Source organism: Aurantibacillus circumpalustris (assembly GCF_029625215.1).
Lineage (GTDB): Bacteria > Bacteroidota > Bacteroidia > B-17B0 > Aurantibacillaceae > Aurantibacillus > Aurantibacillus circumpalustris.
In genome coordinates this window covers 2,595,921-2,609,609 of the sequence record NZ_CP121197.1, presented here as the reverse complement: position 1 = coordinate 2,609,609, position 13,689 = coordinate 2,595,921, and the positions used below count along the sequence as shown (strand labels likewise).

Below are 13,689 nucleotides of genomic sequence, written 5' to 3'. Positions count from 1 at the left end.
TTGGCAAAAGATTATGACAACAAAAAAACATTACGAAAATCACCTTGCCAACTTTTATTCTTGGATGACAGGCGATTTCGAAACCAAACAAAAGGAATTTCAGTTTTTTTTAGAAGAACAAGGAATTATTCCTTCTTCGTCAAAAATGGCCCTAGATCTGGGTGCCGGACATGGTATACAAAGCGCAGCATTGGCAAAACTTGGATTTAAAGTGTGGGCAATCGATTTTAATAAACAATTATTAGACGAACTTATAATAAATTGTGAAGGATTGGACGTTACGGCCGTTGAACAGGACATGCGATTAGTAACCAAATACGAGGATTTAGATCCTGAAGTGATTGTTTGTTGGGGTGATACTTTGACACACTTGGAGAGCGAAAGCGACATAGAACGTTTTATCGAGTATTCGTGCGATTTGTTATCAGAAGGCAGTAAGTTTATTCTTTCATTTAGAAATTATTCTGAAAAACGTATCGGCGATAGTCGTTTTATTCCCGTAAAAAGTGACGCAAATCGTATATTAACCTGTTTTTTAGATTACACTCCAACGCATGTTGTGGTTACAGATTTGTTACACGAGTTTAATGGAAACACCTGGGAGCAGAAAGTGAGTTCTTATAATAAATATAGAATTTCAGGCGATGAAATAATTGATTTGCTTGAAGAAAACAATATGACTGTTACTTATCATAAAGAGCTGAATGGTTTGATTACCATTGTTGCTACGAAATAAATTGGCGGCGATTTATATTCCGCATTTTATAAAAAATTAATACAGAAAAATCATATTAAAATACTGATATTCAATTATTTAACCAGATATCACATTCCGCATTATATTCCGCATAATTTTCCGTAAATTTGCAGTATGTCAAAGGCTAATTTATATCATTCACCAAGCTCTATGACGCCGTTATTTCCTGAGAAAGACGGCGAATTGAGAGAGCTTGCTGCTGAACTAATTAAAAATTCAGCCAAACTTACTGGTGCGTTTAATCCAATAACTCGGCAAGCTGTCGCCAAACTTATTGAACCAATGAATAGTTATTATTCAAATCTTATTGAGGGTCATTACACGCATCCTTTAGATATAGAAAAAGCACTTAAAAAAAACTATTCAAAAGAACCAAAGAAAAAAATACTTCAACTTGAAAGTCAAGCGCATGTTATAGTTAATCATAACATGAAGATAAAATTACTCAGTGAAAATAATCCCTATTCCTGGAAATTTATAAGTTGGCTTCATGAAAACTTTTACGCTAATATGCCTCCTGAATTCAGAACTGTTACCAGTAAGACTGGTACTAATTTGATTCTTGAGCCAGGACATAAAAGGAATACCGAAGTTGAAGTAGGCAAACACATAGCTCCAGCAGCAGATGCACTAAATGATTTTATTTCATTTTTTGAAAAAGGCTATACGAGAGAAACTAATTCTGATCCTCTTAACCGTATTATTGCTATAGCAGCATCGCATCACCGACTTGCTTGGATTCACCCTTTTTTGGATGGAAACGGCAGAGTAGTTCGTTTATTTAGCGAAGCAGCTACAATTACTGAAAAAATTGATGGAGACGGACTTTGGTCTATTTCACGTGGATTAGCCGTTAATAATAAAGATTACTACAGTGCTCTTGCTAATGCCGACATGAAACGCTGGAATGATTATGATGGTCACGGAAATTTATCTAATAAATTTCTTATTGAGTTTTGTGCGTTTTTTCTAAAAAGCGCGGTAGATCAAACAAATTTTATGTTGTCGATTCTTGAACCAAATAAAATAAGCGCTCGCTTAAACGAGTTTGTTGCACTTATGACCGCTCGTGACGAAATGAGAAAAGAGAGCAGATATCTCTTGGAAGAAGCTTTATATAAGGGGAAAGTAATAAAAGGGGATTTAGAGCGTATTACAGGAAAGTCGGAAAATGTCGCTAGAGGAATCATGAAAAACTTAATTGATAAAGAACTTCTAATAAATGAATCTTCTGATTTACGTTCGCCTGTTTTAATAAATTTTCCGATTAAATATGCGCCTTATATTTTTCCCCGACTTTTTCCAAAAGACGTTGAGGCTACTATGATGGATTAAAAACTTAAATAAACAAGCCTCTCGAAAAATTAAAAAGCTTAGTTATCCCATTGCTAAAACTCCAAACGATAACTCAGTAAAGGCAACAAAGGCGTTTGGTACCAATATTTTACCTCTCCCGTTCCGGAATCAAAATATTGCCCTCCAACATTTTTACGATTAGTTGTATTCTGAATATCCAAAGCTAATGTGCTTGTTACGTGTTTATAATTTCGTTTTAAACTGATGCGAATGTCTAAACGATAATAAGCTGGGTTTTGTTCAGCAAATGTTTTTGTATCATCTATCTTTTGCTCACCAGCAGCAATAGAAGCTTGTAGATCAATTGGCGTGTATCTAAATCCTCCAACATAAATAGATTTAATATTAAAACCAATAATTCTATTCTTTGTCCCACCACTTAAAACCCACTCCTTACCGGCAGTAAAGGTGAGTGCGAAATTTGTATTAAAGCGTGTATTGTACCATTTATTATTAGCCGCTTTATATTTTGAATCGTATAACGATGCCGACAACAAATAGTATAGATTTTTATGAAGGAATCTTTCGTAAGTCAATTCTGCACCATAATTTCTTCCTAAACCTTTATTTGTAAGAGGCTCTGTATTGTAACCATCCATGACATTTAAAATGGAATACGTACCTGTTCGATCATTACTAATAGGAATGTTATATAAATGTTGGTAGTACAGTTCTGTTTTGATGTGAGAGAATTCATTTAAAACTCTGTCGTATCCAACAACCAAGTGATGCGCTTTACTCAAGCCTAAATTCTTATTTGGTGTAGTGTATGAATCGTCGGTTAGATTTTGTTTAGCAAAATAAACACCTATTGGTTGTAATTGACTATGTAATCCATAACCCAGACTTAAATTATTTTTAGGAGTTAATTCATATTTTAAAGAAGCGCGTGGTTCAACAGAATTAGAATTATTAAGAAACAATTGAAAATAATGTAAACCCAAATTTGTAGTCAATTTTTTAGTCAACTTATAATTCCACTGAAAAAAGGCTTGTGCGGTTTGAGTATTACCTTCCACTTTTATTTTATCAATGAGTACGGTTGTATCAGTCATATCGCGCAGAGAAAGGCTATATCCGAGTTGATTTAAAATGATTCCGGTTCTGATATTACTTTTTGCACTTATTTTTTGAGTGTAAACACTTGAAAGTGTTAGTTTCGTTTGCACAAACTTTTGCTCATAGTCGCGTATAAAAGTTGTGTAATCGTTTTCTAATTTATCTTGTTTATATCCGTTTTGCGTTCCTGAATAAACAAGAGCTGTTTTAAGGTAAGATTGATTTTTCAGAAGAAGCGTGTTGGTTAGTCCAATTGCACCAGTATTAGCATAGAATTTTGAATCAGCTCTGTAAAAACTATCTTCATTCCATAAAGCAGAATCCTTTTTAGCGTAAGCCGTTTGATCACTTATTCCGCCAAAACCAAATACGCCAAAGCTTCCAAACTTTTTTGTTGGGAGAGAAATATTAAAGGAAAGATCTTGAAAATTTGTGATAGCATTACCAAGCGGCACTCCAATTTTACCTAGAACTGATAAAGTGGAATAGCGGTAATTGATGAGATAAGAACCACCGTAGCCTTTCTTAAAAGGACCTTCTGTGGACAAATCTAAACCAAGCACCCCGAGTTGAACAGTGTACTCATGCTTTTGATTATTTCCTTTTCTTAGCTTTAAATCAAATACTCCTGACAGTGCGTTACCATACTCCGCTGCAAATGCTCCGGTAGAAAAATCAGAATTATTTAATAGTTGTGCGCTTAAAATAGAGATTCCACCTCCCGATGTTCCGACATTGGAAAAATGGTTGGGATTAGGAATCTCTACACCCTCCATTCGCCATAAAAGGCCATTGGGAGAATTACCACGAATTGAAATATTATTATTGCCATCACCAGCCGCTACAACGCCAGCAAAGGCCAGAGCCATGCGCGCAGGATCGTTTGCCGCCGCTGCAAACTTTTGTGTTTCCTCCACAGAAAAAGCACGTGTACTCACAGCCGACATGTCGTTTAGTGGTTTGTTTTTCTCAACTTTTGCGGTTATTTCAACCTCTTGCATTTGCATAGCGTCTTCTTCCATGTTAACATTAAGAACTAGTTCTTTTCCTGCATTGAGCGAAAGATTTTGCATAAAAATTTCCTTGTAACCCAAATAAGCAATTCTCAGACTTTGTTTGCCCACCAAAACATTTGTTAGTTTAAAATCTCCATTCATGTCGGAGCTAACAACCTGCAAAGGATTTGAATTTAAAACCTGTATAACAGCTCCAGGTATGGGAGTTTGAGATATTTTATCTACAACGGTTCCTCGTATTGTTTGAGAAACTGTTTGAGCCTTTTTCTTATTAGACACAAGTACTAAAAATGCAATTGCGCAAAAAATAATATTAAATCTATTCATAGTTTTACTTTTTATTGGGCATAATTCATCCCTTACACTGATCGTTAACTTTTAAATTACGATCAACGTTATTTTATTTATTACTTATTTTATGGATTAATTTATCTTGACAAGCTTACCAGAGCCACTAATATCAACCTCAAGAGTTGGATTACCTTTATAACTAATATTTCCGCTTCCAGAAATAGTTGCATTCAAATTATCAGAAACATTAACTGTAATATCACCCGATCCACTGATATCAGCAGTACAAATTTTCGCCATAATATTTTCAGCGTCAATTTTTCCAAAGCCACTTAAAGAAAGATTTTGACTGATGAGAGAACCGCTATAGATTGTAACATCCCCACTGCCACTAATATCCGCCTTTAAACTAACAGCGTTTAATGACGCAATATAAACACTCCCCGAACCGCTTATACTTAGTTCTAAATCATTTGTAGTTATTGCGTTTTGCGTTGTCACATTACCACTTCCGCTTATGTTTATTTCATTTATTCGAGGAGAGTGAACTGTAATTTTTATCTTTTCATGATCCCAGACATTTCTTTTAAAATCAAAAGTAAGAACACCACTTTTCACTTCAGTCGATAGAACTGCCAGAATATTTGATTGAGCTGAGACTTCAACTTTATAGACGGAATCTTGCGTATAAAAAACATCAGCATCTATAGATAAATGAACTCTATCAAATTCACCTATGTCTTTTGTTTCGGTGATATTGTCACCTTTACCCATAATCCCCCATGGCCCACCTTTTTGGCATGATTGAAAAAATATACTTAAGATTACTAGACTGGAAATTAATTTTAGCGTTTTCATATTTTGTTTTATTTTTTTGTGTTATCTATACCTAAGACAACTCACACACAAACAACCCCTATTTTTAAAAATTATTTTATAAAAAAAATGTAAAGCCACATTCATACATACATTTAGCAAATAGGGCAATGGATATATAACGTGCGGCTCAAAATAGATTTACTTTTTTACTAAGGTACTAGGTTTTTATTTGTTTTGCCTCAAATATTTCTACGAAATAATAACGTAGATATTCAACCTGATTTCTTAAAATAAAAATGACTCGGAAATATTTTCTCCAAGTCATTAGCAATTAATTTGATTTCTTTTTATCGATTACAAAAACCGCAAAGCGATTCTTCCCCCAACCCAACCTTTTAAATTAAAATCTTGTGAGTTAGTATAATTGTAACTATGGTATGGAAGAACATTTTCGGTGTTTGTTTTCGAATCTTTAAGTAGAACATCTGAAACATACATGTTCAGTGTTGGTCCGATTGCAATGGCTACTTTTTTAGCTAATTTGTATTCTACTCCAATATACAAACGCATAATTTCGCTGGTACCCCAATAAAATCCCCCGAAACTAAGATGCTGTATAGTTAGAGCTAGATCCCCTGACAATTTATTTTTAATTTTAAAAGAAGTTCCTGCACCATACCCAAAATGCCATATATTGTCTTTAGATCCAGGTCTGAAACCCGTGGTAAAAACATTATAGAATGCATTTGACCCTGTTCTAAAAGATAGATTCGCGTAAAATAATTCATCGCCAGAAATTTCAATTTGGTGTTTTCCTTTTCTTACAATATTTAAAAAACCAATCGTCGCTCCATCAACGGAGTCGGCAATGTTTACGAAACCTATCTGAACACCTTTAACCTTTTTAGCGACGTTTACACCAGCGCATATTTGCGCTCCTTTAATATCGCCTACAACTATATTTGCTGCTGAAGATATTTGAACGCCTTTAAAATTACCTAACGTAACGTTCGTGTAACCGGCAATTTGCGAACCACTGCCGCCTTTTCTGTTGAAATTAAAGCTCATTGCTACTTGAGTTCCGTGCATCCCACCTAAATTTACATTCCCAACACCTGCAATAGCCACACCTCTAAAATCTTTGCCGCAGTAATTAAAATAAGAAGCGAACTGGCCACCATGCACATTACCTAATACCACATTTGCAACGCCGGCAAATTGCGCTCCCTCCATATCTTTAAGAATCACGTTAGCAATTCCACCTGCTTCAAATCCTCTTAGTTCTTTGGCAACTCCTACTAATACATTAAGAGAAACTCGGTTTGTCGTTTTAAAACAAGCTATTCCATTAGTACCAACTGGTGAAACAAATGTAAATTGGAAAGGTTTTACATTTTCAGATTCTTCTAACTTTACTTTGATCGAATCCGTTTGCGATTTTAATGAAGCCGTTAAGATTAGAGCTCCAAGAATTATTGTTATCTTTTTCATGTTTTTATGTTGTCTATATCTATGACAACATAAAAGAAGAATACCCCTATTACAAAAATCTTAATGCGAGTCGACCACCTATCCAACCTTTTAAATTAAAATTGTTGGAGTTAGTTTGATCAAATAAATAATTAGGGCTGATGTTCTGATAAACAGGATAATCAGGTAAAAGCGCGTCGCTCCTCAACACATTAAATGTTGGACCACCAGCAATAGAAAACTTTTTTCCAAACTTATATTCTAATCCTAAATATGCTTTATAAATATCATTTGTTGCAAAATAAAAATCACCAGCACTAATATGGTGCATGGTAACGGTAATATCACTTCGTAATTTCTTTTTGATTTTAAACGAGGTTCCTACACCGTAACCCAATTGCCACAATTTTAAGTCTGAACCGGGCTCGTATCCAATACTAAAAATATTATAAAAATGTGGTACACCTGAACGGAAAGAAAGATTTAAGGTAAACAACTCATCAGCACTTAATTCAATTTGATGAACACCCTTTTTTACAAAACTAAATAAACCAACAGGTACACCAACTGCTGAGTCTGCAAAATTAAATGGCGCAATTTGAATTCCTTTTAAATAATTAGTGGAGTTAAAAAGTGCTGCCACTTGTAACAGACTTGAGCCATGATTTTGTTTATTAAATCCATTTGAAATCTGAATACTATTTATACCATAATCTGTTACATTAAAAACCGAAGACAACGCAGCCCCTTTAAGTGTATCATTTATATTGCCCATAAATGATGCTTGAAGTCCCTTTGCCGTTCCTGTAATATTCATTAAACCAGCAACACTTATGCCGTTTGAACTTTTGCTATTCAGGTTCATCAAACCAGCAAACTGAACACCTTTTTGTGTTCCCGCATTTACATTCATTAACATTGCCACTTGCAAACCTGCTGCTGATTTTCCTGTAATATTAAAAACTCCAGCAGCCTGTGCGCCTTTAACCGAATCTCCAACAATGTTAAATAAACCTGCAATTTGAAAACCTTTTACAGTGTTGCGGTCAATATTAAACAGCCCACCCACTTCAATACCATGGGACCCTTTAGCTACTCCACCCAAAATATTGAATGATGTTCTGTTTACAACGTTTCCAGATAACTTACGATTTGTCCCTACAAAAGGAATAAGAGAAACCTGAAAATTGCGTTCAATAGTATCGCGGACATTTATTGTATTTACAAAACCTTTTATTTTCTTATACACGTTACTTGTATAAAGACCAATGTCACGAAATTTATCTTTCCAAACTAGTGAATCGTTTTTGCGAACAGAATCGTTCACAGGAACCATGGTAATATTATTCAGTTTATTTTCTTTTACATTAACGAGGGAAAAAATTGTATCCTTATAATTTTCTTTGTTGACGCTTATTTTATCATTGTTGCTAGGAAGACTAATTGAATAATACCCGTATTCATCGGTGTTAACAGACTGCAAACTTTCTTTATCGTAAATGGTAACGTTTGCTACTTTTTTCTCAGTTTCTTTGTCAATAACGTAACCACTTATTTCTGTTTTTTTTGGATTTACTTCAACAGGTTTTTCTTTTAAGATGATGTAGTTATTTTTCGCTTTATAAGTAACCGATTTAGGAAGCATAAGTGCTAAGGCTTCGCGCACAGACTTGTGACTAAGATTTAAAGTAATTAGTCCAATTCCCTTTACTATACTCGGTTTATATGAGAAAATTAATCCGGTTTGTTCTTGAATTTTTATTAGAACATTTCCAAATGATTCATTATTTAAAAAAAGATTTACTTCACGCTCAAGAGCGGGTACAATTGCCGAAATATGTTTGCAACAAAAAACAAACAAGAAGATGCATACAATTTTTTTCATGCTTATTCAGCGCAGGGAGTTCCATTCAAAATTATTTTTTCTCCTTTGCGTTCTATTTTTAAATCAAGGGTTTCTGAAATAATTTCTACTATAGTATCCAATGGTGCATCATGAAACATGGTTGACAATCTGCAATTACCCAGACGGGGATCTCCTAAAACAATACTGCTTCCATATACTTCGTTAACTTGATTAACAACCTCACGTAAAATATTTCCTTTAAAATAAAATACTTTCGATTTATAACTCGCTATGTTTTCAGTCGGACTCGGAGTTAATTTCACAAATTGTTTTGTTGTTTTGTTATAGGTAGCCTTTTCGCCTTTAACCAAATTAACACCTTTCTGCGATGTCGAATAAAAATACACTTCTCCACTTTCTACTAAAACTTCAATGGTATTACTTTCAGGAAAGGCTTTCACATTAAACGATGTGCCAATATCTTTTATTATGATGTCGTCAATCATTATTTCAAATGGAGCCTCTTCATTATGCACAACCTCGAAAAACGCTTCACCCTTAAGCTTTACCTCACGCACCTTATCATGCATCACGTAGGCTATTTCTGAATTTTTATTGATTGTGACAGTTGACCCATCTGGTAATTTTTTATCAAGCACTTGGCTTGTAGCAGTAAGTACAGTTGGATCAGGACTTGAATTGCCTAAAAAATAATTTACGAGTAAGGCAAGTGCTGTAATTAAAAGCAGGGAAGCGGCGGATCTGAAAAAAGACGAACGCCTAAATAATGGAATAATTTTTGATTCTTCTTGGGCTTCGGTTTCAGAAGAAATTCTCTCATTCAGTTTTTCCCATGCCTTAACTGTGTTTACCCGATGTGCAATTTTAAAATTGTCTATTTGAGCAAACATTTTTTTTGCGTCCTCAAAATATACCCGATTCTCGGGATCGCTCTCCATCCAGGCTTCAAGCTGATTACTCTCCTCTTTACCGGCCTCACCAGAAAGAAATTTAGCAATCAAATCATCTATATTTTCTAAACCTTTGTCCATTTTAATTTATAAAGAATAACCAAGCTACAAGCGGTAAATAATCTTTTAACTGAGAACGTAATATCTTCAAAGCTTTGCCCATGTGGTTTTCAACGGTTTTTACCGAGATTTCTAATTGCTCTGCTATTTCCGAATATTTTAAATTTTCAAAACGGCTCAACTTAAATACATTTCCACATTGTTCGGGTAAAGAAGCGATGGCTTCGTTAATTTGTTTTCCTAATTCTTTTGCTTCTAAAATTTGTGAGCTGCTATCAAACCCTCCAGACATAGAGCTCTTATAATCCGTAGCATAACTAGCTTTTACCTTACCGTGCTTAATCTTATTCAAACTATCGTTATGCACAGCACGATAAATGTATGATTTGAACGATGTTGTAATTTGTAAGGTTTCCCTTTTACTCCATACGTTAAAAAAAGTATTCTGTACCACCTCTTCTGCTTCGTCTATGTCTTTAAGTAATGAGTAGGCGTAATTACACAAAGGTTGATAATGCGTGTTGAACAACTGTTCAAACGCTTTTTTATCGCCCCGGCTGACGTTTTGCCAATATTCCTGCTCGTTTAACTGCACCTTTTTACGAATTTTCATCGCAAAGATAAGGTTTCAATTAAATAATCATACCTCATAGAACATAACTAAGACAACAGTAAAAGTATATACCCCTAGGCTAAATCGATTTATTTTTTGATTTTAATCTGAATCGCATTTAATAGTTGATAATCAACTTATTAATTTTAATTTAAAATTAAGGAGCAACAAATCGTCAATACACTCGTTATAAGATCCTGTAGTAAACTGGTTTTGTTAAATACTAATGCACTAATTAAAATATCACCTAATTTTGTATAAAGTTAATCAGCTTACATTTTAAAAAATTTGGCTATGAAAACACTCACCGAAAATTTTAAAAAAATTCTGCTACTTATTTTTGTTTTATTAATAAGCAGAATGAATGCACAAGAATCACAGGTAAAAGATACACCTTTAAAAAAAGGTCTATTTCTTTCGCTGAACGCGCGAGGCTCAGGAATGCAGGGTCCCGGCAAGGAATACTTTGCTTATTTTGTTTTTTATGGAGAATCTGGTTTTTGGATTAACGAAAAAGTACTGACTGGTATTTCGTTTGGAGCTGGTTATTTAAGCAACAATATTGGCCTAGAGCAAAATTACACGCCCTTTGAAGCAAATGTTTTTGTGAAATATTTTCCCTTTAAGAAAAAAGGGTTACGTTGGTTAGGTGCACAAACGCAGGTAGGACTTGCTAATTCAGGAATGGAAGTATATGATACTGAAAAAAAATTATTTGTAACCGCTGCCATAGGTCCGGTAATAAATCTAAAGATCTTTAAAACTAATTTCGGGCTAAATGCTGCAATAATGATTAGTTCTAATCGCGGAACTCAAAGTCCTCCCTCTTACCCTGGCTCACGCCAAACAATTGGTGTTACTGGTTACCTGGGTCTTAGTTACACTTTTAAAAGGCATACAAGCAAGTAAAGCTGTGTAATAGCAGCTCCAATTATTTTTTAAACTACTTAGATTTAATGAATGGGTGATGGAACTGCTTTCGAAAGAAAACCGCCTTGTTTGTCCTTTTTTCCAGACACAAGATTTCCTATAAAACCCAACAAACCCTTAGATTTTTCATTTGAATTTTTATTCGTAATTTTTTTAAGAACACTACCAACCAATGTGTTTGCTAATTTTCCGATAAGATAACTGGAAGCTAAGTTGATTCCGATTTTTAGAACGTCTGCACGAAAGTCTTTACTCGCTGCAAGATCATGTGCTGATTGTTTAATTATTGTTGTAGGATGGATAACTGTATCAACAGTATCTTTCAAATTAATCAGAAGTTTTTCCTCGCATTTCTTCCTTTCAGATATAAGATAACTTATTCTGTCTTTTAATTCAATATGATTAGATATAGTTTTGTTTGACATAATAGCTTTCAGAATTAAATTTTATCTTCCTTCGATAGTTCTAAAATAAGCCTGTCTCGTATTCGCAGGCGCAGTATGCTTTTCCGAATAGCAAAAAAGAATAAGGCAATTAGTGTATAAAGAATTCCAACAAAACCAAATCCAATCGCGTAACTTTTGAAAACCATTGATAGATAAAATGCAGAACCCACACTTAGGAAAAGCAAAGCTATAACGCTAATAGAGACAACAAGCACGTCTGACATCATTTTTGATAGAATGCCAGACATTTTTTCAGTTAGTTGTAACTTCAATAGATCATATTGAATAGCAACATATTCTTTTGCGCTTGTTGCGAGTTCTTCTATTTTAGGATCTGCCATATTTAATCAGGAAATGGGTTAAGGCCGTTAATTCAAGATTGGTTTACTCTTGCGTGATCATTAAATTTTTGTTTAATAGAATCAACGCCTTCCATTACTTTATCTTTTAAATTATCGGCCAATTCTTTGGCACCAGTGTTAATTTTTTTGCGGGTTTCACTTCCTTTATCTGGTGCTAATAAAATTCCTAAAGCAGCTCCAGCCGCTAAACCAATAATTACTCCACCAATAATTTTACCCATGTTGTTGTTTGAATCTGAATCGCTCATGTTTTTAAGTTTTAAAAGGTTAATAAATCATTTTCTTTAATATTATGAAGTTATCTAGAACAAAGGGTTTCAGCGATGACATTTGTCATAGTAATTGCATTTTAAAATTTGCAAGATGCATAAACACTGTTAAGTATCATTAAAAAATTAACACCGTATAACAATTCTTATTTTTGGTTTTCATAGAACTAGAAGATTAATAAAAGCCCTTAAACAAACAACTTTCTATTTGTTTATATTTACACCTCATTCAAGAATAACAAAACATGCCTTTTTCAGCACTCGGTCTTCCTCCTTCTTTAATTCAGGCCTTAGCCGAGCAAAAATATAGCGAACCCTATCCCATTCAAAAAGAAGCCATACCAGCTATTCTTAAACGGAGAGATATTTTAGGGATTGCACAAACAGGTTCAGGAAAAACTGCTTCGTACGTATTACCCATTCTACAAAATTTACAAGGCAATACCGCTTCAAAAAACCGACACGTAAAAGTATTAGTGCTTGTTCCTACCCGCGAACTTGCGGCGCAAGTAAGAGAAGTATTTTATGTGTTTGGAACAAATTTGCCGCAAAAAATAAAATCACTTGCCGTATATGGTGGCGTTTCTATTAACCCGCAAATGATGGCTCTGCAAGGAGTAAACGTACTTGTAGCAACACCCGGTCGTTTAATAGAACTCGTAGAAAGCAACGCTGTTCATCTTTCAGAAATTGATACACTTGTATTAGATGAAGCAGATAAAATGCTCAATCTTGGTTTTAAAGAAGAAATGCAAAAAATATTTGCAATGCTTCCGAAAAAACGTCAAAATCTTTTATTCTCTGCAACTCTGAGTGAAGATCTGGAAGGCCTGAAACAACTTGTGTTGCGAGATCCGGTTGTTATAAAAATTGAAGAAGAAAAAAATAACATCGATTTAATTTCTCAACTCGGCTATTTTGTAAGTGAAGAAAAAAAAGGTCCGCTTTTGCGCTACCTCATTAAACACAATGCCATGAAACAAGTGTTGGTATTTACTTCTTCCTCCTACAAAGCAGATAATGTTGCCGATAAATTGAGAAAAAACGGTATTGATGCGTCGGCCATGCATGGCAAAAAAAGTCAGGAAGCAAGAACAGAAGCTTTGAGTCGCTTTAAAAAAGGTACACTGCGCGTTTTAGTAACTACTGATTTATTATCACGTGGTATTGATATTAAATTTTTACCCCATGTAATCAATTACGAATTACCACGCTCTCCTAAAGACTACATTCATCGTATTGGCAGAACTGGCCGCGCTGAGTCTCCTGGCGATGCATTTTCATTTATAACACCCGAAGACCAACATCATTTTAAAATCATTCAAAAAAAAATGGGCAAATGGGTAACCATGATTGATAGTGAAGGTTTGGATTTGCAGGGGATATAGATTTTTTAGCCATGGGCATTGCTGTTAAAGAGGCGA

13 protein-coding genes are annotated in these 13,689 nt (G+C 34.5%); 4 read left to right on the top strand and 9 right to left on the bottom strand.

Translation table 11 applies throughout. The features are described 5' to 3' along the window. Positions 1 to 13 precede the first annotated feature (13 nt). Entirely contained in the window at positions 14 to 736 is a 723-nt protein-coding gene (locus P2086_RS10840; RefSeq protein WP_317896764.1) for a class I SAM-dependent methyltransferase, read from the top strand. A gap of 135 nt (positions 737 to 871) precedes the next feature. Then, positions 872 to 2,092: a Fic family protein gene (locus P2086_RS10835; protein ID WP_317896763.1), complete on the top strand. Its 1,221-nt coding sequence runs from the start codon at positions 872 to 874 to the stop codon at positions 2,090 to 2,092. 53 nt (positions 2,093 to 2,145) lie between these two features. On the opposite strand, the gene P2086_RS10830 is transcribed toward P2086_RS10835, so the two are convergent. From P2086_RS10830 to P2086_RS10805, 6 genes are all read right to left on the bottom strand, one after another. Beyond that, positions 2,146 to 4,515 (bottom strand): TonB-dependent receptor, encoded by a 2,370-nt coding sequence (locus tag P2086_RS10830; protein WP_317896762.1) that lies wholly within the window; start codon positions 4,513 to 4,515, stop codon positions 2,146 to 2,148. Between the two features lie 96 nt (positions 4,516 to 4,611). Next, entirely contained in the window at positions 4,612 to 5,337 is a 726-nt protein-coding gene (locus P2086_RS10825) for a head GIN domain-containing protein (RefSeq protein WP_317896761.1), read from the bottom strand. A 315-nt stretch (positions 5,338 to 5,652) separates the two neighbouring features. Beyond that, positions 5,653 to 6,789, bottom strand: a complete 1,137-nt coding sequence (locus tag P2086_RS10820) for a hypothetical protein (RefSeq protein WP_317896760.1) — start codon at positions 6,787 to 6,789, stop codon at positions 5,653 to 5,655. 49 nt (positions 6,790 to 6,838) lie between these two features. After that, positions 6,839 to 8,653: a carboxypeptidase-like regulatory domain-containing protein gene (locus tag P2086_RS10815; protein ID WP_317896759.1), complete on the bottom strand. Its 1,815-nt coding sequence runs from the start codon at positions 8,651 to 8,653 to the stop codon at positions 6,839 to 6,841. A 2-nt stretch (positions 8,654 to 8,655) separates the two neighbouring features. Next, complete coding sequence (locus P2086_RS10810) at positions 8,656 to 9,666, bottom strand: FecR family protein (protein WP_317896758.1); 1,011 nt, start codon at positions 9,664 to 9,666, stop codon at positions 8,656 to 8,658. A 1-nt stretch (position 9,667) separates the two neighbouring features. Further along, positions 9,668 to 10,258: an RNA polymerase sigma-70 factor gene (locus tag P2086_RS10805; RefSeq protein WP_317896757.1), complete on the bottom strand. Its 591-nt coding sequence runs from the start codon at positions 10,256 to 10,258 to the stop codon at positions 9,668 to 9,670. A 294-nt stretch (positions 10,259 to 10,552) separates the two neighbouring features. Here P2086_RS10805 and P2086_RS10800 point away from each other — a divergent pair, with 294 nt between their 5' ends. Further along, positions 10,553 to 11,167 (top strand): hypothetical protein, encoded by a 615-nt coding sequence (locus P2086_RS10800; protein ID WP_317896756.1) that lies wholly within the window; start codon positions 10,553 to 10,555, stop codon positions 11,165 to 11,167. Between the two features lie 44 nt (positions 11,168 to 11,211). On the opposite strand, the gene P2086_RS10795 is transcribed toward P2086_RS10800, so the two are convergent. Genes P2086_RS10795 through P2086_RS10785 form a run of 3 tightly spaced genes read right to left on the bottom strand, consistent with a single transcriptional unit; the run spans position 11,212 to position 12,244 of the window. After that, the gene (locus P2086_RS10795) at positions 11,212 to 11,613 is read right to left on the bottom strand and encodes a hypothetical protein (protein WP_317896755.1); all 402 of its coding nucleotides are present in this window, start codon (positions 11,611 to 11,613) and stop codon (positions 11,212 to 11,214) included. A 14-nt stretch (positions 11,614 to 11,627) separates the two neighbouring features. Continuing rightward, positions 11,628 to 11,975: a hypothetical protein gene (locus tag P2086_RS10790; RefSeq protein ID WP_317896754.1), complete on the bottom strand. Its 348-nt coding sequence runs from the start codon at positions 11,973 to 11,975 to the stop codon at positions 11,628 to 11,630. A gap of 32 nt (positions 11,976 to 12,007) precedes the next feature. Further along, positions 12,008 to 12,244: a YtxH domain-containing protein gene (locus P2086_RS10785; RefSeq protein ID WP_317896753.1), complete on the bottom strand. Its 237-nt coding sequence runs from the start codon at positions 12,242 to 12,244 to the stop codon at positions 12,008 to 12,010. Positions 12,245 to 12,510: 266 nt separating this feature from the next. Between P2086_RS10785 and P2086_RS10780 the strand changes: the two genes are divergently transcribed. Continuing rightward, positions 12,511 to 13,653, top strand: coding sequence for a DEAD/DEAH box helicase (locus P2086_RS10780; RefSeq protein ID WP_317896752.1), 1,143 nt, complete (start codon positions 12,511 to 12,513; stop codon positions 13,651 to 13,653). The last annotated feature ends 36 nt before the right edge of the window (positions 13,654 to 13,689 follow it).

Excerpts from the sequence above, each read along its gene's own strand:
- P2086_RS10825 (WP_317896761.1), bottom strand. The coding sequence starts at position 5,337 with ATGAAAACGCTAAAATTAATTTCCAGTCTAGTAATCTTAAGTATATTT.
- P2086_RS10820 (WP_317896760.1), bottom strand. The coding sequence starts at position 6,789 with ATGAAAAAGATAACAATAATTCTTGGAGCTCTAATCTTAACGGCTTCA.
- P2086_RS10780 (WP_317896752.1), top strand. The coding sequence starts at position 12,511 with ATGCCTTTTTCAGCACTCGGTCTTCCTCCTTCTTTAATTCAGGCCTTA.
- P2086_RS10805 (WP_317896757.1), bottom strand. The coding sequence starts at position 10,258 with ATGAAAATTCGTAAAAAGGTGCAGTTAAACGAGCAGGAATATTGGCAA.
- P2086_RS10830 (WP_317896762.1), bottom strand. The coding sequence starts at position 4,515 with ATGAATAGATTTAATATTATTTTTTGCGCAATTGCATTTTTAGTACTT.
- P2086_RS10840 (WP_317896764.1), top strand. The coding sequence starts at position 14 with ATGACAACAAAAAAACATTACGAAAATCACCTTGCCAACTTTTATTCT.
- P2086_RS10785 (WP_317896753.1), bottom strand. The coding sequence starts at position 12,244 with ATGAGCGATTCAGATTCAAACAACAACATGGGTAAAATTATTGGTGGA.
- P2086_RS10810 (WP_317896758.1), bottom strand. The coding sequence starts at position 9,666 with ATGGACAAAGGTTTAGAAAATATAGATGATTTGATTGCTAAATTTCTT.
- P2086_RS10815 (WP_317896759.1), bottom strand. The coding sequence starts at position 8,653 with ATGAAAAAAATTGTATGCATCTTCTTGTTTGTTTTTTGTTGCAAACAT.
- P2086_RS10800 (WP_317896756.1), top strand. The coding sequence starts at position 10,553 with ATGAAAACACTCACCGAAAATTTTAAAAAAATTCTGCTACTTATTTTT.
- P2086_RS10795 (WP_317896755.1), bottom strand. The coding sequence starts at position 11,613 with ATGTCAAACAAAACTATATCTAATCATATTGAATTAAAAGACAGAATA.
- P2086_RS10790 (WP_317896754.1), bottom strand. The coding sequence starts at position 11,975 with ATGGCAGATCCTAAAATAGAAGAACTCGCAACAAGCGCAAAAGAATAT.
- P2086_RS10835 (WP_317896763.1), top strand. The coding sequence starts at position 872 with ATGTCAAAGGCTAATTTATATCATTCACCAAGCTCTATGACGCCGTTA.